Origin of the sequence: Maricaulis sp., assembly GCF_030149235.1 — a bacterium.
GTDB lineage: Bacteria > Pseudomonadota > Alphaproteobacteria > Caulobacterales > Maricaulaceae > Maricaulis.
Genome location: NZ_JASBRW010000027.1, coordinates 16,461 through 39,686, shown reverse-complemented (window position 1 = coordinate 39,686; position 23,226 = coordinate 16,461). Strand labels below are relative to the sequence as shown.

At 62.6% G+C, this 23,226-nt stretch carries 20 protein-coding genes and 1 tRNA gene; 16 read left to right on the top strand and 5 right to left on the bottom strand.

Features of this window, described 5'->3' with window-relative positions; all coding sequences use genetic code 11:
- The first annotated feature begins 50 nt into the window (after nucleotides 1-50).
- Nucleotides 51-1,037 carry a YncE family protein gene (locus tag Q1V51_RS04335; protein WP_300553350.1) on the top strand — a complete coding sequence of 329 codons (987 nt, stop codon included), beginning with the start codon at nucleotides 51-53 and terminating at the stop codon, nucleotides 1,035-1,037.
- A 440-nt stretch (nucleotides 1,038-1,477) separates the two neighbouring features.
- Here Q1V51_RS04335 and Q1V51_RS04330 read toward each other — a convergent pair whose 3' ends face one another.
- Nucleotides 1,478-2,344, bottom strand: coding sequence for a hypothetical protein (locus Q1V51_RS04330; RefSeq protein WP_300553348.1), 867 nt, complete (start codon nucleotides 2,342-2,344; stop codon nucleotides 1,478-1,480).
- 108 nt (nucleotides 2,345-2,452) lie between these two features.
- Here Q1V51_RS04330 and Q1V51_RS04325 point away from each other — a divergent pair, with 108 nt between their 5' ends.
- From Q1V51_RS04325 to Q1V51_RS04310, 4 genes are all read left to right on the top strand, one after another.
- Nucleotides 2,453-2,908, top strand: coding sequence for a potassium channel family protein (locus Q1V51_RS04325; protein ID WP_300553346.1), 456 nt, complete (start codon nucleotides 2,453-2,455; stop codon nucleotides 2,906-2,908).
- Nucleotides 2,909-3,013: 105 nt separating this feature from the next.
- Nucleotides 3,014-5,023, top strand: coding sequence for an acetyl/propionyl/methylcrotonyl-CoA carboxylase subunit alpha (locus Q1V51_RS04320; RefSeq protein WP_300553343.1), 2,010 nt, complete (start codon nucleotides 3,014-3,016; stop codon nucleotides 5,021-5,023).
- Nucleotides 5,024-5,037: 14 nt separating this feature from the next.
- Nucleotides 5,038-5,520, top strand: coding sequence for a DUF805 domain-containing protein (locus tag Q1V51_RS04315; protein ID WP_300553340.1), 483 nt, complete (start codon nucleotides 5,038-5,040; stop codon nucleotides 5,518-5,520).
- A gap of 105 nt (nucleotides 5,521-5,625) precedes the next feature.
- Nucleotides 5,626-6,408 (top strand): hypothetical protein, encoded by a 783-nt coding sequence (locus Q1V51_RS04310; RefSeq protein WP_300553338.1) that lies wholly within the window; start codon nucleotides 5,626-5,628, stop codon nucleotides 6,406-6,408.
- Here the strand turns inward: Q1V51_RS04310 and lipB are convergent.
- Nucleotides 6,405-7,091: a lipoyl(octanoyl) transferase LipB gene (gene lipB / locus Q1V51_RS04305; RefSeq protein ID WP_300553335.1), complete on the bottom strand. Its 687-nt coding sequence runs from the start codon at nucleotides 7,089-7,091 to the stop codon at nucleotides 6,405-6,407. The two genes, Q1V51_RS04310 and lipB, sit on opposite strands and share 4 nt — an antisense overlap.
- Before the next feature lie 82 nt (nucleotides 7,092-7,173).
- Here lipB and Q1V51_RS04300 point away from each other — a divergent pair, with 82 nt between their 5' ends.
- The 9 genes from Q1V51_RS04300 (at nucleotide 7,174) to Q1V51_RS04260 (ending at nucleotide 17,279) form a co-directional block, all read left to right on the top strand.
- A complete protein-coding gene (locus Q1V51_RS04300; RefSeq protein ID WP_300531849.1) occupies nucleotides 7,174-7,422 on the top strand; it encodes a FliM/FliN family flagellar motor switch protein in 249 nt (82 codons plus the stop codon).
- A gap of 63 nt (nucleotides 7,423-7,485) precedes the next feature.
- Nucleotides 7,486-7,572: transfer RNA gene (locus tag Q1V51_RS04295), tRNA-Leu, on the top strand.
- Between the two features lie 143 nt (nucleotides 7,573-7,715).
- Nucleotides 7,716-9,716: a calcineurin-like phosphoesterase family protein gene (locus tag Q1V51_RS04290; RefSeq protein ID WP_300553332.1), complete on the top strand. Its 2,001-nt coding sequence runs from the start codon at nucleotides 7,716-7,718 to the stop codon at nucleotides 9,714-9,716.
- A gap of 75 nt (nucleotides 9,717-9,791) precedes the next feature.
- The gene (locus tag Q1V51_RS04285) at nucleotides 9,792-10,658 is read left to right on the top strand and encodes a dienelactone hydrolase family protein (RefSeq protein ID WP_300553329.1); all 867 of its coding nucleotides are present in this window, start codon (nucleotides 9,792-9,794) and stop codon (nucleotides 10,656-10,658) included.
- 122 nt (nucleotides 10,659-10,780) lie between these two features.
- Nucleotides 10,781-12,172 (top strand): magnesium transporter, encoded by a 1,392-nt coding sequence (gene mgtE / locus Q1V51_RS04280; protein WP_300553326.1) that lies wholly within the window; start codon nucleotides 10,781-10,783, stop codon nucleotides 12,170-12,172.
- Between the two features lie 42 nt (nucleotides 12,173-12,214).
- Entirely contained in the window at nucleotides 12,215-13,249 is a 1,035-nt protein-coding gene (locus Q1V51_RS04275) for a kelch repeat-containing protein (RefSeq protein WP_300553323.1), read from the top strand.
- 68 nt (nucleotides 13,250-13,317) lie between these two features.
- Complete coding sequence (locus Q1V51_RS04270; protein ID WP_300553320.1) at nucleotides 13,318-15,441, top strand: glycoside hydrolase family protein; 2,124 nt, start codon at nucleotides 13,318-13,320, stop codon at nucleotides 15,439-15,441.
- A gap of 77 nt (nucleotides 15,442-15,518) precedes the next feature.
- Entirely contained in the window at nucleotides 15,519-16,691 is a 1,173-nt protein-coding gene (locus tag Q1V51_RS04265; protein WP_300553317.1) for an isovaleryl-CoA dehydrogenase, read from the top strand.
- Between the two features lie 105 nt (nucleotides 16,692-16,796).
- A complete protein-coding gene (locus Q1V51_RS04260; protein WP_300553315.1) occupies nucleotides 16,797-17,279 on the top strand; it encodes a lysozyme inhibitor LprI family protein in 483 nt (160 codons plus the stop codon).
- Here the strand turns inward: Q1V51_RS04260 and Q1V51_RS04255 are convergent, their stop codons facing one another.
- From Q1V51_RS04255 to Q1V51_RS04245, 3 genes are all read right to left on the bottom strand, one after another.
- The gene (locus tag Q1V51_RS04255) at nucleotides 17,280-19,025 is read right to left on the bottom strand and encodes a patatin-like phospholipase family protein (protein WP_300553312.1); all 1,746 of its coding nucleotides are present in this window, start codon (nucleotides 19,023-19,025) and stop codon (nucleotides 17,280-17,282) included.
- A gap of 176 nt (nucleotides 19,026-19,201) precedes the next feature.
- Nucleotides 19,202-19,834: a hypothetical protein gene (locus Q1V51_RS04250; RefSeq protein ID WP_300553309.1), complete on the bottom strand. Its 633-nt coding sequence runs from the start codon at nucleotides 19,832-19,834 to the stop codon at nucleotides 19,202-19,204.
- 253 nt (nucleotides 19,835-20,087) lie between these two features.
- Nucleotides 20,088-20,894, bottom strand: a complete 807-nt coding sequence (locus tag Q1V51_RS04245) for a DUF5694 domain-containing protein (RefSeq protein WP_300553306.1) — start codon at nucleotides 20,892-20,894, stop codon at nucleotides 20,088-20,090.
- A gap of 140 nt (nucleotides 20,895-21,034) precedes the next feature.
- Between Q1V51_RS04245 and Q1V51_RS04240 the strand changes: the two genes are divergently transcribed.
- The gene (locus tag Q1V51_RS04240; protein ID WP_300553304.1) at nucleotides 21,035-22,642 is read left to right on the top strand and encodes a carboxyl transferase domain-containing protein; all 1,608 of its coding nucleotides are present in this window, start codon (nucleotides 21,035-21,037) and stop codon (nucleotides 22,640-22,642) included.
- Between the two features lie 47 nt (nucleotides 22,643-22,689).
- Nucleotides 22,690-23,151, top strand: a complete 462-nt coding sequence (locus Q1V51_RS04235) for a DUF3806 domain-containing protein (RefSeq protein ID WP_300553301.1) — start codon at nucleotides 22,690-22,692, stop codon at nucleotides 23,149-23,151.
- Nucleotides 23,152-23,226: the final 75 nt, after the last annotated feature.

The window sequence follows — 23,226 nt, the reverse complement described above, 5'->3', positions numbered from 1 at the left end:
AACAGTACGGGCTTTGACCTGCTGGTATCGCAAGATCGGGGAGGATAGCGATGACGACGCTGCAGAATTGGATGAGCACGAGCGCTTTGGTGCTGGCCCTGACGCTGGGTGCCGGGGCCCAGGCTCAAGACCGTCTGGTCGTGGTCAATAAGGCCGCCAATACGGTCTCCCTGGTCGACGCTGTGACGCTGGAAGAGGGGGCGGTTATCCCCACCCAGCCCAATCCGCATGAAGTGCATGTCTCACCCGATGCGCGGTTCGCCTATGTCTCCGATTATGGCGGGTCCTATGGCGACAGCCTGACGGTGATCGACCTGGAAACCGACAGCGCGATTGCGACCTGGTCGCTCGGGGAATATCGCGGTCCGCACGGCATCTGGACCAGTAATGATGGCGCCCATGTCTGGGTCACTGCGGAGCGTACCAACCGGATCGTTGAATTCGACACCGCCACGGGTGTGATCTCGCGCAGCTGGGATACCGGCCGGCCGGGCAGTCACCAGCTCGCCGTGGCGCCGGACAATAGCGCCATCTATGTCGCCAATCTCTCCGGCCAGTCGATCACCGTGATCGACCTGGTGCGCGATGAGGTTTCGATCATTGAAAGCGGCAATGGCCCGGAGGCCATTGATGTGTCGCCGGATGGCTCAGAACTCTGGGTCGGGATGAGGCAGGACAATGAGATTCGCGTCTACTCCACTGAAGACATGACTGAAATTGCTCGTCTGCCAAGTGGCGGCGAGCTCCCGATCCGGCTCAAATTCACGCCTGATGGCGCGCAGGTCTATGTCTCCAATGCGGCCTCAAACGCCGTCGCGGTGATTGATGCAGAGCGCCGTCAGACGATTGGATCAGTGGGGGTCGGAGCTGTCCCGGTCGGCATCTTGATGCAGCCGGATGGCAGCCGCGTCTTCGTCGCCAATACCCAGGATGACTTCGTCACCATTATCGACCCGGAGAGCCTCACCGTGAGCGGACGAGTCGTGGCCGGTGACGAGCCAGACGGGCTCGCCTGGGCTCCGGCCCGGGGCGAATAGGGTGCCCCATTTGCTATGAGAACTAACCGGCAGGTCGAAATAAAAACAATGCAATAGAGGGATGTCCTTGCAGTGGGCTTAAAGTCGGCTCTTCGTGGCGCCGACCCGTGCCCGCCCTGGGGTGGTCCGGCCGGGGCGTTGGCGGCTTATGCCCTAGGCCGACCCCGCTTTGTCGCTTAACCCGGTCTGATGTCGGGGCGGGCAGCATTCCGTAAGGTCAATGCATGCGGTTCAGGAGCATTTTGGCGGTCTAAACGGGGCGGTGGGGGATTGCGTTGTGTTTGGCGTCAGGTGGCAAAGGCCTAACAAACCAATGACCTGGGGCGGTGAGTGGTGAGCTCGGTTTAAAAGTTTCGGCATTTTCCGATACATCATCCGCCACGCCCATTCCGGGCGTCCAATAGCGTCGAGCCGGGCGGTCGGGGCTCAGAGTCGGTGTTTCAGCTGGCGCGACCCGTTGCCTTGGGCATGGCCCGCGCCTGGATTGCACCGGCGATCACGGCCCAGATTGGCAGGCTGGCCAGCAGCGCGTCCTGGCCTTCGGCGAGGGACGCGAACACGGCCAGCAGCGTGATCAGCCCGCCGGCGCGTATGCGGATGCGATCGAGCGGGGCCTCTGTGGCGTCGCCGACGCTCTCGACCGGCGGCAGGCTGAGCAGCATCAGGGCGTATATGGCAGCGACGATGCCGGTGGTGATCATCCATTCGATCTCCACCGCCGCCAGCCCGGCCTCGATCAGGGCCATCGGCTCTCCGCCGCGCTCGACCAGAACAAAAACCGACAAGCCAACCCCGAGGAAGGCGAAGATCAGACTGAGCACTCGCGTCCGATCGAGCATGACGTCGAATATGACGGCGAGGGCGAAAACCGCGCCCATCAGCCAGACTCCATCGCGGAACACCGCCGCTGCCGCGAGGCCAAGCACGAGGACCAGGTCTGATGCCTTGGCCGGCTGTCCCACGGTGCGGTTGACAATCCGCGTGGCCATCAGGGCGAGGGCCAGTGACCAGACCGCCGGCGACCAGCCGATCGCGACCACAGCAACCGCGAGGGCCATGCCGATGAAGGCGGCCTCATTGCGGTCGGGGTCGAGCTCGCGGCCCAACGCCCATGCGATGAAAGCGACGAGAGCGCCTTCGCCGCCTGTTGCGGCGGCTTCCAGCATGCTGGCATCGCGAAATTCCCAGGCGGCGGCCCCCACAATCAGGCCGGCGATCGGCAGCAGGATCAGCACGGCCAGATTGGTCGGGTATTTCGGCTCCAACGGACGTGCAATGGACGAGATCTTGTAGATCGGACGACTCATCTGATTCCCCTCAGTTCAGGCGCGACACTAACGCAGTCTTGCCGGAAGGCCAGATTCGCGCGATTTCCTTATTGTTGCTAAGGACAAAGATGCAGCCAGGAGGGGCATATGGGCGCGGCATTACTGGTATCCGGCCTGATGGCGGTCGGCACGGTGATCATACACATGCTCGGCCTGATGGTGCTGATGGGCATAATGCGAGCCCGGTCCAATCACCTGCATCCGCGCCGCAGCCTCTTGCGTCAGTCCGTCTTCATCCTGATAGTCGTGCTCGGTCTCTTCTTTATACACTCGATCGAAATGTGGGCCTATGCCGTGCTCTATTACGGCCTCGGCGAGTTCGCGACCTTCGAGGAGGCGTTGTATTTCTCGATCTCGACCTTCACCACGCTGGGCATGGGCGACGTCTATATCGAGAGCCAGTGGCGCCTTGTGGCGGCCATTGAGGGTTTTAACGGCTTCCTGCTGATCGGCTGGTCAACCGCCTTCCTGGTTACTGTGGTTGGGCGTTTGCGGGCGATCGAATTCGACTGGCTGGACCGGCTTCCCGATGAGGACGATTAGACGCGTAGTGGCAAAGACGCAGGCGCGCACTTGCTGCAGCGCGCGAAGCCACGCTAAACCCTGACACCAGCTGGACGTCCTGTCCGTTTCCGATTTGGGGCCTCAATGTTCAAAAAGATCCTGATCGCCAATCGCGGCGAGATCGCAGTCCGGGTTATCAAGACCTGCCGCCGCCTAGGTATTCCCACCGTGGCTGTCTATTCCGAGGCCGACGCTGATTCCATGGCGGTCGAGATGGCCGATGAGGCCGTCTTCATCGGCCCGCCGGCTCCTGGCGACAGCTATCTGCGCATGGACAAGATCCTCGAGGCGATCAAGGAAACCGGCGCTGACGCGGTTCACCCGGGTTTCGGCTTCCTGTCGGAAAACGCGGCTTTCCCGGCCGAACTGGAAAAGGCGGGCGTGGCCTGGATCGGGCCGAATGTGAACGCCATTGAGGCGATGGGCGACAAGATCCGCTCCAAACAGCTCGCCGCCAAATCCGGCGTTTCGACCATTCCGGGCGCGGATGGCGAGATCAATGATGCCGATACCGCCGTGGCAGCGGCCAAGGCGATCGGTTATCCGGTCATGCTCAAGGCCTCGGCCGGCGGTGGCGGCAAGGGCATGCGTATTGCCCACGACGAGACCGAGGTCCGCGAGGGTTTCGAGGCGGCCCGCAATGAGGCCCGCACCTCCTTTGGCGATGACCGCATCCTGATCGAGAAATTCATCGTCGAGCCGCGCCACATCGAGATCCAGGTGATGGGCGACAAACACGGCAATGTCATCCATCTCGACGAGCGTGAATGCTCAGTCCAGCGCCGTAATCAAAAAGTCCTGGAGGAAGCCCCGTCGCCCTTCCTCGACAAGAAGACCCGCGACGCCATGGGGGCCGAGGCCGTGGCACTGGCCAAGGCCGTGGACTACGACAGCGCCGGTACGGTCGAGTTCATCGTCGACAAGGACCGCAAATTCTACTTCCTGGAAATGAATACCCGCCTGCAGGTGGAGCACCCGGTCACCGAGATGACGCATGGGCTCGACCTGGTTGAACAGATGATCCGTTCGGCGGCCGGTGAGAAGCTGGAACTGACCCAGCGTGAGGTCAAGATCGACGGCTGGGCCGTGGAAGCGCGCCTTTACGCCGAGGACCCGTATCGCGGTTTCCTGCCGTCCATCGGTCGTCTCAAGCGCTTTACCGAGCCGGAAGAGGGCAATCTCGCCGGGGGCACGCTGCGCATCGACAGCGGTGTGCGCGAAGGCGATGAGATCTCGCTCTTCTACGATCCGATGATTGCCAAGGTGATTGGTTATGCCAAGACCCGCGAGGCCGCGATCGATACCCTGGCCGCGGCCCTCGATCGCCTGCATGTGGAAGGTCTGCAATCCAATGCCCCTTTCCTGTCGGCCGTTCTTGACGAGGCGGATTTCCGCTCCGGCCGGATCAATACCGGCTATATCGCCGAGCACTTCCCAGAGGGTTTCAACGGCACCGCGCCGCGAGAGGACCAGCTGGTCTACATCGCCGCCGCCGCGTCCTATGTGCACGAGGTGATGGAGCGGCGCGCGGCGCAGACCGACGGCCGCCTGGCCGATGCGCCGGTCGAGGTGACGCGCGAATGGGTTGTGCTGATGGATGGCCGGAATATTCCGGTCGAGGTGGAAATGTCCGCTCTGGGCAAGGCGAGCCTGTGGATCCCGTCGCTGCGTCCGGAACGCATCACGCTGGAAACGGCCTGGCTGCCTGGCAACGTTCTGTTCGAGGCGCGCATTGATAGTGAGGACTATGCCGTCGTCTTTTCCAATAAGACCGAGGGATATGCCCTGCGTCATCGCGGTTACTCCGTGACCGCGTTGGTCTGCACGCCGCGCTCGGCCGAGCTGCATGCCCTGCTGCCGGAAAAAGAAAAGGCCGATACCGCCAAGCTGGTGATCAGCCCGATGCCCGGACTGATCGTCAAGGTCGACGTCGAAGAGGGCCAGGAGGTCAAGGCTGGCGAGGCGCTGCTCGTGGTCGAGGCGATGAAGATGGAAAACGTCATCCGAGCGGAAAAGGACGGCACCATCAAATCGGTCAATGTTGAAGCGGGCGCTTCGGTCGCTGCAGATGAGCTGATGATCGAATTCGCCTAGTGGAGGGTGCGGGGATGACGGACTGGAAGACGCTGCTCTTCAATCTAAACGGCCGCATCGGCCAGAATGATTTCTGGAAAGGCGTGCTCGTCATTATCGGCGCCAACCTACTGCTCAGCTTCATTCCCCTGATCGGCGGGCTGATCTGGCTCGGCCTGATTTATGTCGGCTTCTGCGTTTACGGCAAACGCCTGCATGATGCCGGCCGCAGCGCCGTCCTGCACATTATCCCCTGGGTGATCCGGCTGATCGTCGGGGCCATTGTCGGCATGGTGATGGGCGGAACACTGCTCTCCATCATCCTGGGCAATGGCGATGTCGACCCCTGGGCCCTGGCCTCGGCCGGTGGCGCGGTGATGCTTCTGGGCCTGCTCGATACCTTCGTCTGGGTTGCCTACACGCTCTGGGTCGGGCTGGCCCAGGGTGATACCGGCGAGAATGCCTATGGTTCGGCCCCGGTGATCGAGGGCGAGGCCAAGCCGGTCGATCCGGCCTGAGACCCGTCTTCCCAATCACCCCGGTGAAATTGGCGTCTTCTGAGCGTTGACGCATCCCGGTCCTCTATGGGTAATACGCCAAGTATCCAGTTAAGGGGAATCGACATGAATCCGGGCGTGCTCTTCCTGCCGACCTTCCGTGCATCCACCACCGCCTACATCCTGGGCCTGGTTGTGCTGGCGATCTTTGATTTCTGGCGGATGAAGTCCGGTATCATGCATCTCAACGGCTGGGCCGGAGCACTGCTCGTCGGTTTCTTCGTCTTTTCCATTCACGCCAATCGCCGGGCCCATGCGGAACGGGGCCGGGCCCTGGGTCTTCTCCCGGTCGTTGTTGGCTGGGTCGTGAGTGGGATTGGCGCCATCGTCGCCTTCATGCCGGGCGTGATCTCCGCCATGCGTGATTTCGCGGCGGAAAACGGTGTCGATGTCGAAGATGACCAGGCCTTTGCAGAGGCCGTCCAGGATCCGGCTTTCACCGATGCCTTCACCGCGCATATCGAAGCCAATGAAGCCATTGGCGAGGCGATTGTCTCCAGCGCCCAGACTGGGCTCTATTTCGGCTTCTGGCTGACCATTGTGGCCTTCGGTATCTGGTTTGCGCAGATGAAGCGACGCGGCGGCGCGCTCGAGGGTATGGATGATACGCCGTCCTTGTACCAGCCTGCCGCTGTCGCACCGGCTGCGGCGCCGGAGCCCGCTGCCAGTGAGGAGGCCCCGGTTCAACCTGCAGAGGAATCCGCACCAGAGCCGGCAGAAGAACCCGCAGCGGAAGCCCCGGCCAAGCCTGAACCGGCTGATGAGGCACAGGACGCTGATGTGCCGGCTGCTGAAGCCGATACGGATGCGGATGCCGCCGCCGAAGACGAGCCGAAAAAGACCGACTAGGCGGCGCTTTCGCCTAGGACCGGCGGTTCGGCGCGGCTGACCGGTCCGAAAATCTCCTCAAAGCCGAGGTGAAGCTCGGCGTCGAAATCCTCCATCGTCACCGGTTTGGAGAGATCCTTCAGGCTGGTGACGCCATAGAGAGGGTTGGAGATGCCGCACGGGGTGATGCCGCCAAAGTGCGACAGGTCGGGTGCGACATTGAAGGCGATGCCATGAAAGCTGACCCAGCGGCGCAGGCGGATGCCGATGGCGGCGATCTTGTCCTCGCGCCCGCCGGAGCGATCCACCCAGACGCCGACCCGGCCCTTGCGCCGTTCTGCGGTGACGCCGAAGCCGGCGGCGGTACGTATCAGCCAGTCTTCCAGATTGCACACCAGCTTGCGTACATCGCGGCCGCGCTGGGTCAGATCCAGCATGACATAGGCCACGCGCTGTCCCGGGCCGTGATAGGTGTATTCCCCGCCGCGGCCCGTCTTATAGACAGGGAAGCGATCCGGATAGAGCAGGTCCTCCGGCTTGGAACTGGTGCCGGCCGTGTAGAGCGGCGGGTGTTCGAGCAGCCAGACCAGCTCGTCTGCCTCGCCGGCCGCAATTGCCGCGGCGCGCGCCTCCATAAAGGCGACAGCCTCAGGATAGGGCACATGGCCGGGCGAAACCGCCCATTCGGTCCGGGGTTTGTTCATTGTGTCTTGTCTTAACAGAGCTGAAACCGTATCGCGCAAACATCGTGGTACGAATCCCAAACGGCAAGTCCGGGAGTGAGTGTTGAGTCAGATCGGCGCAGTCGACGTTGAAATAGCTGTGCTGCTGGGGCGGTCCAAAATGCCGATCCAGCAATTCCTGCGCATGGGCCGGGGAGCCGTGATCCCGCTCGATTCGGGTGAGGACGAGGAAGTCTGGATTCTCGCCAACAACCATCCCATTGCCCGCGGTGAAGTCGTCATCCAGGGCGATCGCATCGCCGTGTCCATCACCGGGCCGGCCGACGCCAACGAATTCTTCGCCGCTGCATAAGCCACCGCATTTTCCGCTTCACAAGCCGCAGGGATATTGTTATCTCCCGCGCCTCCAACACGTGCGGTCGTGGCGGAATTGGTAGACGCGCAGCGTTGAGGTCGCTGTGGGGTAAAACCCGTGGAAGTTCGAGTCTTCTCGACCGCACCATTCTTCACCCGGCAAGCCCGGGTCTTGGATGGCAAGCCATCTGGCTCTCCTCAAAACCCCATTAAACTTCCGGCAGGGTGTGTAGCACCGCCGTCATATTCGCTTGCTAGCCAATCCCGGACAATTGGTTTGAGGGCGATATCATGATCCATTCGGTTTTGCGTTTCGGTGGGGTTTTCACCGTCTCTCTCTGTCTCGCCGGTCAGGCGCAGGCACAGGAAGAGGCGTATCTGGCTGACATCGAGGTGATTCCCGCCGAGCCGGGCGCGCAGGTGCGCGAGACGGTGACGGGGCGCGTTTTCAATGATCGCAATCGCGACGGAGTGCACCAGCGCCGCGAGCGCGGTGTTGCCGGAGTGATGGTGTCGAATGGCCGTGAGGTTGTGACCACAGACCGGCAGGGACGGTATGAGTTGCCGGTGCGAGACGACATGTCGGTCTTCGTCATCCAGCCCTCGGGCTGGCGGGTCCCGACCGACGAAAACTGGGTGCCGCAATTTGCCTATGAACACAAACCCGACGGCAGCCCGAAGCCCCTGCGTTTCGGCGGTTTGCCGCCGACCGGCCCACTGCCGGCAGCGATCAATTTCCCGCTGATCGAAAGCGCGGTCGATGAGGAATTCACCTGCGCCATACTCGGCGATGTGCAGACCTACGCCAATACCGAGGTCGGTTTCATGCGCGACAGTTCGGTCGACGATATTATCGACCGTGGCCCGGGAGCAGTCGATTGCCTACTCGCGGTCGGCGATGTGATGGGCGATGATCTTGGTCTCATTCCGCGCGTCGCGGAAATCTGGGGCGCGGTCGGAGTGCCGCAATGGTGGGCCCACGGCAATCATGATTATGATTTCGATGCCGATTTCGATGCCGACAGTGCCGACAGCTGGCGCAATCTCTATGGTCCGGCTTATTACGCCTTCCAGATGGGAGAGGTGACCTTCATCCTGCTCGACAATGTCGTCTATCCCTGCACCGGGATTGATGCACAGACGGCGGGCCGTGAGTTTTGCCTCGATGAGGAACGCAAGCGGTATAATGGCCGGATCACAGACGATCAGATGGCCTTCGTCGCGGGTGTGCTGAGCCATGCCGACGAGGATGATACCTTCGTCTTCGCCCACCACATCCCCTTTGTCTCCTTTGTTGACCAGACCGCAACGGCACACCAGACCGACAATGTCACAGATCTGTACACGCTGATCGGCGACCGCGAGGCCATCTCGCTCTCCGGGCACACGCATGCGATCGAAAACCTCACCGAGGGCGATCATTTCGAGGGCTGGACCGAGGCCGTCGGCGTCGACAGCCTGCCTTTCCGTCACATCATCGCCGGGGCGGTTTCAGGCGCCTGGTTCAGCGGTGATCTGGATGTGCATGGTACGCCGATGTCCCTCAGCCGTCTGGGAGCGCCGCGCGGCTGGGTCGAACTCGCCTTTGACGGGGAGGGCGAGTACTCCGAGCGCTATATCGCCTCGAATATGGGGCGCGATCGCGCCATGTGGCTGTCGGTCAACACACCGGGTTTTCGCCATTGGTATGAGACCATCAACGCCTGGCGCGCGGAAGATCGCGAAACCCGTGATCCGGTCCCGCCGCTGAATTTCTATGACCTGCCGGACGTCAAACTCCTCACGCCGGACGATCTCGCCGGGGGCAGCTTCATCACCGCCAATGTCTGGATCGGTGATAGCGATACCCAGGTCTCCCTGGTGATCAATGATGCTCCGGCTGAAGCCATGGTGCGGACCCAGGAGGCTGAAGGTGAAGCGGCCCGGATCGGTGCAGATTATGCCGATCCATTCGCCATCCAGCGCCAGTTCACCGTCGCCCGTCATGCGTTTGAAAGCCGGTCCGGCAACCCCAATGCTCAGGGTGTGACGCCCTATGCCCGCTATGCGTCAACCTTGGGCCCGGCCCAGCCGCAGCGCTCCATTGCCGACCGGAATATGCACCTCTGGCGCTACCGCTTGCCTGAAACTCTGCCCGAGGGTGTGCATGTGGCCACGGTCACGGCGACCGACCGGCATGGCGAAACCCGTGTCGATCGCATGATTTTCGAAGTTCGCGCCGAGCGTCCGGACCCTAACTGGCGGGCGGATGTCTGGGATGCCTTCGACAATGGTGCGCCGGTTCGCGACTAGCACCGTCAAACGCTGCGGATTGTCCTGGCGGGTTCGGGCGCTACTCTCTCTCGAAGCTGAGGGAGGGAGCCCGGCATGCGCAAGACTGCGGCTGATTTCGATCAACGTATTCTCGACCTGTTCGACGGCTATGTGCATGGCCGCGTGTCCAAGCGGGATTTTCTCAAATTGGCCGGGGCAGGCGGCGCGGTCGCGCTGGCCCAGCTGAGCCCGGACTATGCCATGGCTCAACAGGTCGCTCCGGATGATCCGGAGATCGTGACCGAGCGGATCAGCTATGCTTCGCTCGAAGGGCATGGCTCTGTCGATGGCTTGATGGCCTGGCCCGCGGGCATGACCGAACCCGTCGGTGCCGTGCTGGTCGTGCACGAGAATCGCGGCCTCAACCCCTATATCGAAGACGTTGTGCGGCGCGTCGCCAAAGCGGGCTACCTGGCGCTGGGGCCGGACGGGTTGACCTCGCTGGGCGGTTACCCGGGATCAGACGAGGAGGGGCGGACAATGCAGCGCTCGCTCGATCCGACGAGATTGCTCTCGGATTTCTTTGCCGGGTTTGAATGCGTCCGGGATCATGACCGCTCGAACGGCAAGGCTGGCGCCGTAGGTTTCTGCTATGGCGGCGGGGTCTGCAATGCGCGGGCTGTTGCCTATCCGGACATGGCCTGTTCCGTGCCTTTCTACGGCCGTCAGGCAGCGGTTGAGGATGTGCCGCAGATCCGCGCGCCCCTGATGCTGCACTTTGCGGAGAATGATGCGCGTATCAATGCGGGCTGGCCCGATTACGAGGCTGCACTGCAGGCGCACGGCGTCGAGCATGAGGCGCATTTTTATCCCGGCACCAATCACGGCTTCCATAATGACTCCACGCCGCGCTTTGACCGGGCGGCGGCGGAGCTGGCCTGGTCGCGGACATTGAGCTGGTTCGGCCGCTATCTGGCCTGACGGTCCCGTTCCTGAAATTTCTCTCCCTGGTCGCGTATCACGCTCTCGCCTTTGCGGCGCGGGCGTTTTAGGCTGGCGGCGAACCGATTGATTTGCCCGCAATAAACGCCAGGGAGGAGGCCATGAGCGAAGCCGCTTTTGAAGACGAACTCCTCACGGAAGCGCCGGCCCGGGCGGATACGGACCCGGCCTTCGTTGCCGACCTTAAGGATGCCATCGACGATAGCGATGAAGATCGTATCCGTCGTCTCGTTGCACCCCTGCACGAAGCGGATGCGGCGGACGTGTTCGAGCAGCTGTCTGCTTCCAGGCTGGAGCGCATCGCCGAGCTGACGCCGGATGTCTATACCGGCGAGGTTCTGGCCGAGATTACGCCGGACACCCGCGAGGTCGTCCTGGGGCATCTCGATTCCTCGCATCTCGCGGCGGCGATTACAGATCTCGACAGTGATGACGCCACCGAGGTCATCGAGGAACTCGATGTCGATACGCGTGAAGCGGTTCTGGCCGAGATTTCCGCTCCGGACCGTGAGGCTGTCGAACTCTCACTGGCCTTTGACGATGAGACCGCCGGCCGTCTCATGCAGCGCGAGTTTGTGGCTGCGCCGAGTTTCTGGACGGTCGGGCACGCGCTCGATCATATGCGGGCGACCGATGAGGAATTGCCGGACAAGTTCCACGACCTGTTTGTCATCGATGCCGGCTTCCGGCCGGTGGGCGAGATCCCGGTATGCCGTCTGCTCAGCGCTGCACGGGCTACGCGCCTGACCGAAATCATGGAACAGCCCCGGATCAAGGTCGATCCGGAAACCGACCAGGAAGAGGTCGCCTACCTGTTCCAGAAATACCACCTCGTCTCCGCCCCGGTGGTCGACGCCGCGGGCAGGCTGACCGGCATGCTGACCCTGGATGATATCGTCGATGTCATCCAGGACGAGAACAAGGAAGACATGCTGGCGCTCGCCGGCGTGAACGAAGCCGGTCTTGCCGATACCGTCCTGCAATCGGTTCGCTCGCGTGCGCCGTGGCTGCTGGTCAACCTGGCCACCGCCATCCTCGCCTCCGGCGTGATCGCCCTGTTCGAGGGCTCCATACAGCAGATCGTGGCCCTGGCCGTCTTGATGCCGATCGTGGCATCCATGGGCGGCAATGCCGGGACGCAATCGCTGGCTGTTGCCGTGCGATCTATTGCTGAGCGGGATCTGACCGCCGCCAACTCGGTCCGGGTGATCTGGCGTGAATTGGCGACAGGGACGCTCAATGGCTTGATCTTCGCCGTCGTGATGGGCGTGACAACCCTGCTCTGGTTTGGTGATCTGCAGCTGGCCGGAGTGATCGCGATTGCCATGGTGTTGAACCTGGCCTGCGCCGGATTGTCGGGCATTCTCATACCCTTGGGCTTGATGCGGGCCGGGGCAGACCCGGCCGTCGCCTCGTCTGTTTTCGTGACGACGGTCACTGATGTCGTCGGGTTTCTTGCATTCCTGGGGTTGGCGACACTCGTCCTTCTGTGATGATATCGGCGTCGCGCTGGGGTGCGATAGGTGGTGATATACGTGCGCAAACTTAGTCTCATGCTCGCCATGGCGGCGGGCCTGGCCTCGACGGTCATGGTCCCGGCCGGTGGTGTCGTGCCTGCTGCACAAGCAGACGGTCGCTGGGGCAGCGCTGCGCGCCTTGATGCGCCGCGCGCCGGCTTGGCCGTAGCCGTGCTTGAAGGCCGTCTCTATGCCGCCGGCGGCGCTGGCGTGACGGCACCGCGGGTGGAATTTGAAAGTTATGACGCCGAGATCGATCGCTGGTTCCCGGAAACCCCGTTGCCGCGCGGTCTAGAACGTTTCGGCATGGCTGCTGTGGCCGGGCGCATCTATGTCGCCGGCGGATATGCGGTCGGTGGATCGGTGCGCGGAGACGGCTGGAGCGGTGATCGCTGGTCAGATGGTCAGACGATTGGCGAGCAACGCGTCGCGCCCAGTGCCCGCATGTGGTCCTGGTCGGTGGAGGGCGGTGTCTGGCAGAGCGAGGTCGCCATGCCGGCCCCGAAAGCCGATTTCGACCTGGTGGCGCTGGATGACAAGCTCTATGCGGTCGGCGGGCAGCGCGATGCCGGCGAGATTTTCGTGTTCGACCCGGACGCGCGCAGCTGGGATGTGATGGCGACTCCGGAGGGGATCACCCGAAGCGCAGCTGCGACGATCGTCTTTGACGGACGGATTTACGTCATCGGCGGGTTTTCGGCCGGACGGCCGCTGGACCGGGTGGATGTGTTCGATCCGCAGTCAGGTGAATGGACGAACGGCGTGGCTCTGCCACAGCCCCGGGGCGGGCTGGCCGTCGCCGGAGACGGTGAGCGTATCCATGTCTTCGGCGGTCGCGGCGCGGATAATACAACGCTGGACCTGCACACCTCCTGGGCTCCTGGAGAGTCCGGCTGGCGTGATGAGGCGGCTCTTCCGAGCCCTCGGACCAATGCGGCCGCGGCGGCCTTGCAGGGGGCGCTCTACCTCGTGGGCGGCGGTTCGGGTGGTGGGTTTTTCTCGCCCTTCACGGCCATCGACAATACCGACATCTTCCGTGAAGACGCGAGCTGATCGCCGCGCGGCGTCAGGCTTGCAGGGACGCAGTCGGATCAAAAATCAGCGTGTCAAAACTGAACACTATGAAACCGCAACTGAAATCCACCAGCGCTGCGCGCGACCTCATCAAACGGTTTGAACCGTTTCGGGATACGGCCGTGCGCGCCGATAATGGCCGCTGGATTGTCGGCTATGGGCACCGCGCTGCTGCCAAAGAAGGCGCGAAGGTCAGCCAGGACGAGGCCGACCTGCTGCTTATCTACGACGTGCTCCAGGCCGAGCAGGCGATTGAAGATGTGGTGAACTCCCCGCTCAAACCGGCCCAGCGTGATGCGCTCGTGTCGTTTGTGCATGATATTGGCAATACTGCTTTCAAGCGCTCTGATGTCGCCCGCTACCTGTTCGAGGGGCGCACCATGGCGGCCGGAGAGGCGCTGGCGATTTATGGTGACAGCCGGCTCGACAGGCGTGAGGCGGAGAGCGCGCTGTTCATGACCTCCTTCGCGCCGCCGGCTTCGAAAAAGGCCGAGGAACGCGAGAACGCGACGGTTGAGCTGGTGATCAAGGTCGAACATCCCAGCGAGGCGCCCATGGCGCCGCCGGTAGAAGCGCCGGTACCGGTCCTGGAGACTGCGGATGCAGCTGGTTCAGCCCCCGGTAATGAGATCGCTCCGCCGCCCTCCGCACGCGAGATCGCAGCGCGCCGTGAAGCAGAAGACGAAATTGCCCGCATCCTCGCCGTCGTCGGTGAGATGCCGATCGAGATGCGCGCGCCCAAGGCCGCTCCCGAAATCACGCCTGAACCGGCACCGGTAGTCGCGCCGCAGCCGACTGTAGCGAAAGAGACCAACCCCGCTCTTGAAGCCGCTTTGGCACAAGTCGAGGCGGTGGAAGCCGCTGTGGCAGAGCCGCAGCTTGCCGCTGAAACGCTCGAGACGGAAACTCCGGAAGCCGAAGCCGAAGCCGAAGCCGAAGCCGAAGCCGAAGCCGAAGCCGAAGCCGAAGCCGAAGCCGAAGCCGAAGCCGAGCTTGAGGCGACGGTGGAGACGGTTGTCGACTTGAAGTCCGATGAGCCGGGGACACCGCAAGAGGACGCGCCGGCGGCGAATACCGAAATGCCGATCGGTGAGCCCCGCCCCCGCCCGGCACCGCGGCGCTTGGCGAACACCCATAATGGGTTCGTTTCCAACATTCCCACCGTTCCGCTCGATCTGGCCCGGCCGGCGGAGCCGGAGGCGACACCTTTGCCCGAAGCGCTCGACGCTGTGGCCGAGACGCCCGCCGATACGGTACGCAGTGAAGCCGCGGCGGCCCAGGTCGTGGCGCGCATGAGCCAGGAAATCGGGCATGTGCAGATGGATGCGGAAAGTCCGGTCACCGGCCGTGCCGCGATCCAGACCTATGACGAGTCCCTGCCGGAAGGCGCCACGCTGGGCTTCGTCCTGGCCGGTCAGTTGGCTGCACATTTTCCGCAGATCGATGAAGAGCCCGCCACCGAGGCTGTTGATGACACGGTGGAGGCCGAACTCGCCGAGCTGGCTGAGGCCATGGCCGATGTCGACGAGGACAGTGAGCCCCGGGCGCCTGTCCAGCTTGAGCCGTCTGAGGTTGACGCTGAGGCGGTCGAAGCGGAACCGGTGGAGGCTGAGGCCGAGCCTGAAACACAGCCGGTTGAAAGTGATGAGACTACCGATGATGTTGCCGAGGCCGTAACGGCCCGAGTGCATGATGTGGTCGAGAAAGTCATTGCTGCAGCTGATGACGACACGCCGCCGCCGCACCCGACTTTCGATCCGGTCGACGCGGCGGACGGCATGCTCGGCGAAGTCGAGGCGGACCCGTCGGTCGAGCGTGCAGCGGCTCACTTGGTCGATGATATTGCTGATGAACGCCGTGACCCGGTCATTGATGATGATTTCTCGCCGGAAGATCTGGCTGCGGGGGAAGATGTCTTCACCGGGACCGAACCGGCGGCGGCGCCCAAGGACCGTTCGACCATCATGTTTGTCCTGTCTCTGATTGCCGGGCTGGTGGTTGCGGGCATTGGCGGCGTGGCCGCATTCCCGAGCCTGGACCAGATCTGGGGCGAGCGTCAGCTCAACATGGAAGCGTGGATGTTTATCGGCGGCACGCTGGTCTTCCTTGCCTCTGCGGGGCAGCTGTTCTCCATCTGGATGGAAAAACAGCAGGATAAGGGTAATTCCTAAGGGTTTTCGCGCCGCGCCGGCGGCGTGCAGACCCGCCTTGCCTTGACGGGATTTGATGCCGTGATACATCGCGCGGCATGATACCGAACAGCTATCCCTCCTTGAATTTCCACCTGGGCGAAACCGCGGACATGATCCGCGACACTGTCCGTTCCTTCGCAGCCGACGAGATTGCGCCGCGCGCAGCCGAGATCGACCAAAGTGACGTCTTCCCGCCGGACCTCTGGCGGAAGATGGGTGATCTTGGCCTTCTGGGCATCACCGTCGGCGAGGAAGACGGCGGTTCTGGCCTGGGGTATCTCGAGCACGTCGTGGCGATGGAAGAGATCAGCCGCGCCTCGGCCTCGGTCGGCCTGTCCTATGGCGCTCACTCCAATCTCTGCGTCAACCAGATCCGCCGCTGGGCCACGCCCGAGCAGAAGACCCGCTACCTGCCCAAGCTGATCTCCGGTGAGCACGTCGGAGCGCTGGCCATGTCCGAGCCGGGCGCTGGTTCCGACGTTGTCGGCATGCGCCTGAAGGCCGAGAAGAAGGGCGATCGCTACGTCCTCAACGGCTCCAAGATGTGGATCACCAATGCGCCGGCTGCCGATACGCTCGTGGTTTACGCCAAGACCGATATGGAGGCGCATTCGCGCGGCATCACGGCCTTCCTGATCGAGAAGGGCTTCAAGGGCTTCTCTGTCGCGCAAAAGCTCGACAAGCTCGGTATGCGCGGGTCGGAAACCGGTGAGCTGGTGTTTGAAGACTGCGAAGTGCCCGAGGAGAACATAATGGGCCCGCTCAATCGCGGTGTCGAAGTTCTGATGTCCGGCCTCGACTATGAACGCGCGGTCCTGGCCTCCGGCCCGATCGGCATCATGCAGGCCTGCCTCGATGTGGTGCAGCCCTATGTCCGCGAGCGTCAGCAATTCGGCAAGTCGATCGGCGAGTTCCAGCTGGTCCAGGGCAAGCTGGCCGACATGTATGTGCAGACCAATGCGGCTCGCGCCTATGTCTATGCGGTGGCCCAGTCCTGTGACCGCGGTGAAACCACCCGCAAGGACGCCGCCGGTGCCATCCTGCTGGCCGCTGAAACCGCGACCAAGCTGGCGCTGGATGCGATCCAGCTGCTCGGCGGCAATGGCTATATTAATGAATACCCGACCGGCCGCCTGCTGCGCGATGCTAAGCTGTACGAGATTGGCGCCGGCACGTCGGAGATTCGCCGCTGGCTGATTGGCCGCGAACTGTTCACCGAAACGGCGTAGCCGCCGGGGCAAAGAATTGAAAAAGGCCTCCTTGCCGAGCAGGGAGGCCTTTTTTGTTGCCTCGAGGCTGGCTAGGCTCCGACCGGTGTCAAACAGGAGACCGCCATGCTCGTCCTCGCCCTGAGCGCAGCTCTACTCGCAATCCAGCCCAAGCCGATGGGCTCGCCGGCGATGGATGTCCTGTCGGCACCGGACACGATCAGCACCTGTCTGCGCGCGCATCAGGGCTTGGCCGATCGACGCATGGAGTGTGTCGGCCAGTTCGCCGAGGCCTGCATGACCTATCGCGAGGGCGGTCAGACTACGGTCGGCATGATGCAGTGCTCGATGGAGGAGGCTGAGGCCTGGGATGCCCAGCTCAACCAGGCTTACCAGGTCTTGCGCAACCGTTATCAGGGACAAGCCGCGCATGACGCCATCCAGGAAGCCCAGCAGGCCTGGATCAGCTTCCGGGACAGCGATTGCGCCTATCTGGCCTCGGTCTATGAGGGGGGTTCAATCGCTCGCATCATCCATGCTGGCTGCATGCTCGACAAGACCGGGCACAGGGCGCTGGAACTGATTGAGCAGACGGACCTGCCGGACTAGCTACAGCATCACCTGCGACAGGTGCAGGCGGCGGCGCATCTTGTCTGACAGGCCGGCGAGCATGTCCTGGGCGGCGACATAGCCGGCCTCGATCACGCTCTCGAACTCGCCCCAGTCGCGGATATCCACCGGCGTATCGGGCAGGATCAGCATGTCTGCGGCGCTGCGGCCAACATCACGATGATCGGCCACACCGATTGTGGCGGCCCGCATCAGCAGCGAGGCAATCGGGGGCGGGGATTTCAGACCATTCTTGCGCACCCAGCCGAGAAAGCTGGGAGGGTCGATGAAATCGGCCGGGTTGAGGCCCTGGGCGCGGGTCACGTCGATGCCGACGACCGCGCCGCGATGATAGGCCCGCATCTGCTGGGCCGGGAAGTTGGTGAAGACCGCCCCGTCGACGAGGATGTCATTGCCATCGACCACTGGAGGCAACAGACCGGGTATGGCGATGGAGGCCCGCAAGGCCTCGCGCACCAGGCCGCTCCGGTGCACATGCGGGCGGCCGGTGGCGAGGTTGGAGGAGAGACAGAAGAAGGGGCGCTGAAGATCGGCGATTTCGACATCCCCGAAATGATTGAGCAGGCGCTGGTCTACCTTTTCGCCCTTGGCCAGGGAGACGACCGGCAGGGCCCAGTCATCGAGCGGATTGCTGTCGACAAAGGTTTTGCGAATACGCTCTTGGAGCTCGTCATCAGACCATTCCAGCCCGATGCCGGCAGCGATGATCGCGCCCATCGAGGCGCCGCCCACGAAGTCGATCGGCATGCCGGCTTCACGCAGGGCCCGGACCGCGCCCAAATGGGCATATGCGCGGGCGCCACCACCCGAAAGGATGATCCCGACCGACTGGCCGGCGAGGGTCCGCGCGAGCCGGTCAGAATCGGCACGGGCATGGTCCTGGCGCCAGTGGAACAGCCTCGAGGCATCGGCCGCATCGACCCATTCCTGCGGTTTCGCGGCTTGGCGGATGCCACCCATGTGCAGCAAGACAATATCGAGCAGTTTTAGCTTGGTGGCCGGTGAGGGATCGTCCGGCAGGAGCGGTGTGGAGGGCCGGGCATCAGCCCTCGCGAAGACCCACATGCGGTCTGCGCGCCCCATCGCGCGCCGGGCCCAGCCCGGATCGCTCATCTTGGCGATCAGAAGCACGATGTCGTGTTCGGCCTCAACCGCATCAAGTTTCTGGCCGGACCAGTCCGCGCAAGTCTCATCGCCGACGAAACAGGTCAGTCCCAGGCGCTTGAGGGCAGCGCTCAGCTCTCCGGCGCGAAAATCGAGATCGATGGTCGGGGAGGTGGAGACGAGGGCGAAGATCTTCGGCTCGGACCCGGTCTGACGGTTATAGCCACGCAGCCGCGCCAGCATCATGCGGGCAAGTTCGCGCATCAGGCTGGCATGCTTGCGGGTAAGGCGTTCAAAGCTGGCCTTGGGAAGGCGGACCAGTTCGGTGTCGCGCAGGGCGTAGACACTGGCGGAGTGCGGGCTTTCATCCAGCAAGGACATCTCGCCGACGGGTTCGCCGGCGCGGATATAGCCGATCAGATCCGACCGTCCGAGCGCACCATTGCGGAATGCTGCGAGGGCGCCGGAGCGCACCAGATAGAAGGCATCGGCATCATCGCCCTCGCGGAAGAGCATTTGTCCGGCCGGCAGGCAGAACCACTCCACTTCATGCTCGACCGCCTTGATGGCAGCCTTCTCGACGCGGCTGAGAAAGGGAAGAAAGGAAAGGTTGAGCGCCATGACCAGTGTGAAGCAGCTGAATTGGCACCGAGGTTAGGACGCTTCGCCGGTAAGGAGAAGGGGTGAGGTATGGTGATGTCTCCCTCATTCCGGTCCCCGAGCGGGGGACGAATCACCGGGCGAATGGGATCGCCTATTCGATTTGCGGGACGGAGTCGCGCTAACCTCTTGCGCGGCTAGAACCGCCGCCGGATCACCAGGTGTCCAACCGGCTTCACCGAGCGGGTATCGGTATTGCGGACCAAGCCGCTGTCCATGCTGTCGAGATCATCGAGCAGCAATACCCGTTCACCGGTATTGTCGTTGAGTAATTCCATGCGGGTCGAAGCTGTGTCCTGGAAATAGGCACCGCCCTCAACGGTCAAGGACCAGTCATCCAGCGTTCGCACGGTGAAGCCGGCGCCGAAATACCGGGTCAGCTCTTCCAGCCGGCCGGTCGTGTCGATCTCGCTCAGATGGGCGGTGGCATAGCGGTCCGCCGGTTCCATATCGACCAGCAGGGTCCAGTCCGGTGCCTCGCCTTCGATCAACAATTGGTGGGCGCCAGCGGACAGGTAGAACTCGTCACCAAAGGGGTGAAACTCGATTTGCCCGGTGACAGCGGCGAGTTCGCCTTCGTCGTCGTTTTCACGCAATAGAACACCGGTTGGGTCAATATACTCAGCGTTAACACGCCAGCGCAGATTCGTAGCTGTTTCGCTTTCCTCGGCGGCGGCCTGCCAGGCCAGGCTGTCGACGGATTGCGCGGCATGTGTAACCGGCGAGATTGCCAATATGGCAAGGGTTGCCGGTGCTAGACAGTGACGCATGAACACCTCCCAGTCGGGCCCGTTTCGGACCTCATCTCACGGGTCAGCGTGCGCCTCGGCTCTGAATCAGACGTTAACATCTGCGGCGCATTTCTCCTCAAATTCGCCTACTGCGACACGGCTTGTCAAACGTGGCAACTTCACGTCCCCGTCGCTAAGATTTTTCAGGAAAGTGGTCGGCGCCTTACCCGGTTGAGGATAAGGCGCCGGCCATCCCGCCCGGGCGCTGGGGAGGCTGGGCGGAATATTTTATTTACCGTGTCAGGTAATCGAGCGGATCGATCCAGGTGAGGTTGGGCGCCTCATCGACAAACTGGTCGAGCAGGTATTTGTGACCGGCGCCATAGATCACCAAGATCCGGTCGCCGGGTTCAGCCAGGCGGGCGATATTGGCGTAGATATGCATATTGCGGTTCCACCAATTGGTCATTTCCTCGACCCCTGAGGGGTTTTCCGCGCTGCCCATCTGGGCGAGGAGTAGATAGAGGGCGTGATCATCGCGCACCTGCTGGGTATTGCTATCGATCAGCCGGTCGAGGACTGACTGATGCATCACAGCGGGGTTCTCCAGGCGCGTCTGGAGGGGGCCGATATGAGCCTCCCAATCGGCTAGAAGCCGGGTCTGGCCGGCTTCGCTCGCGGCCTCCATCATGGCGCTGAAATCCATCCCGCCCTGGTGATCGACGGCCCAGAGGCGCTCATGTCCCAGCCGACCGGCCAGCCGCATTCCCAGCTGTTGGCGCTCATTCACGGTCAGCTGGCTCTCGCCGCGGCGAAAAGCCTGGTAGCGCTGAATGAACCGCTCCTCAAACTCGGGCCGAAGTTCCACGAAGATCTTCGTCGGCTGGTAGGCCTGGAGGCGATCGAGAACCTCGCCGATTTGCGCCTGCCGGGTATCGGACAGGAAGTCGTCTACCTCCGGATTGATCATGTCCTCGCCGCCGCCATTGAAATGAAATGTGCCCAGCACCATCACTTGTGGCGGGGCAGTGACGTCCTGGGCCAGGGCACTGGTCGTTATGGCGAAGGACAGCAGGAGGAGGGCGGTTTGTCGGATCATGTCGGTTCCCTTTGGTTACGATCCTTCGATGCGTGTCCGGCCGGCTTTGGATGCAAGATTGATTGCCTTTGCCCGGTGCGCCGGGTTAATCAGCGCCGCAACGCCCCATCCTCAACCGCTTTTTCCCAAGCAGGTTTTTCATGTCCCAGCTGACCAGCGCCATCGATACGAATTCCGACAGCTTCCGCGAGAACGCCGCCGCCATGGACGGTTTGCTCGAGGAGCTGCAAGCGAAGACCTCGCAGGCAGCACTGGGTGGGTCCGAGCGCTCGCGCGAGAAACACTTGTCCCGAGGCAAGCTGCTGCCGCGTGACCGCGTTGAGCGTCTGCTCGATCCGGGGGCGCCTTTCCTCGAGATCGGCGCCTTGGCCGCCAACGGCATGTATGAGGGTAATGTTCATGGTGCCGGCGTGATTGCCGGAATCGGCCGGGTCGAGGGCCGTGAGGTCATGGTCGTGTGTAACGATCCGACCATCAAGGGCGGCGCCTATTACCCTATGACGGTGAAGAAGCATCTGCGGGCACAGGAAATCGCAATGCAGAACCGTCTGCCCTGCGTCTATCTGGTCGATAGCGGTGGCGCCAACCTGCCGCATCAGGCCGAGGTCTTCCCTGACCGGGAGCATTTTGGCCGCATCTTCTACAACCAGGCCAATATGTCGGCGCAGGGCATTCCCCAGATCGCTGTTGTCATGGGCTCGTGCACGGCTGGCGGGGCCTACGTGCCGGCTATGTCGGATGAAACGATCATCGTGCGCAAACAGGGCACGATCTTCCTCGGCGGGCCGCCGCTGGTGAAGGCGGCGACAGGTGAAATCATTTCCGCTGAAGATCTCGGCGGGGCCGATGTTCACGCCCGCACCTCGGGCGTCGCTGACCATTACGCCGCCAATGATGAGCACGCGCTCTTTTTGGCGCGCCGCGCGGTCGCCAATCTCAACTCGGTCAAGTCGATTGATCTGGACGTCAAGGAAACCCGTGACCCGGCCTATGACCCCGATGAACTGGGCGGTGTGATCCCGGCCGATATTCGCGCGCCCTATGATGTGCGCGAAGTGATCGCCCGCATCGTCGACAATTCAGAGTTCGACGAGTTCAAGAAACTTTATGGCGAGACGCTGGTGACCGGCTTTGCCCGGCTTTACGGCATGCCGGTTGGGATTATCGCCAATAATGGGATCTTGTTTTCCGAAAGCGCCCAGAAAGGCGCGCACTTCATCGAGCTCTGTGCCCAGCGCGGTATTCCGCTCGTCTTCCTGCAAAACATCACCGGCTTCATGGTCGGCTCGAAATACGAGGCGGGCGGCATCGCCAAGGATGGCGCCAAGCTGGTGACTGCGGTGTCGACCTATGCCGGGCCAAAATTCACCGTCATCATCGGCGGCTCCTATGGTGCCGGTAATTACGGCATGTGCGGGCGCGCCTATAGCCCGCGCTTCCTGTTTATGTGGCCGAATGCTCGGATCTCCGTAATGGGCGGCGAGCAGGCGGCGTCGGTCCTGGCGACCGTGAAGCGCGATGCCATGGAGCACCGCGGCGAGGAGTGGTCGGCGGAGGAAGAGGTCGCCTTCAAGGAACCGATCCGCGAGCGCTATGAGGAGGAGGGCAATCCCTATTTCTCCACGGCGCGCCTGTGGGATGACGGCATTATCGCCCCGCGCGACACGCGCCGTGTTCTGGGGCTGTCGCTGTCGGCTGCCCTCAACGCCCCGATTGAGAAAACCAAGTTCGGCGTGTTCCGGATGTAATTTTGCCGTGAGCCTGACCCTGGCTGCGCCGAAACGGAGATTGATTGATGGATAACCAATCCGATGAGACCGGCGCAGAATCGGGCGGCGAGGCGGGCTCGATCCGCGACATGAATGATAACGATCGTGCAGGCCTTGAGCGTCTGCGCGGCGTGCTGCTCGAGGCGGCGGAACTCTCGGAGGGTGCCGCGCCCTGTTGGGCGGATATCGACCGGATTTTCTTTGGCGTGCTCGATAACGGCATTGACCCTGAGGCTCCGGAAGAGGCGATGCAGCTGCTGGAAAGCGTCTCCATCGGCATGGGCGATCTGATCGCCCGCGAGCATGGCTATGACTGGGTCGCGGTTGAGACGGATGGCGAGGTTCTGCCCGCTGTCGCGCGTGAGCAGGAAGAGGCCACGGCCGTGATTATCCCGCTGGAATGGATCAGCTTTCATATCGACGAGGGCGCTGAAGGCTCGCTCGAAGAGTTGATCTCCAGTGCCTTGGCGACCATGCATGGGGCCTAAGCCGGGCTGACCTGCGCGCTCCTGCCACACTGAAATCATCGCGAGTCTGCAATACCCTTACTTCGATAAAGGGTA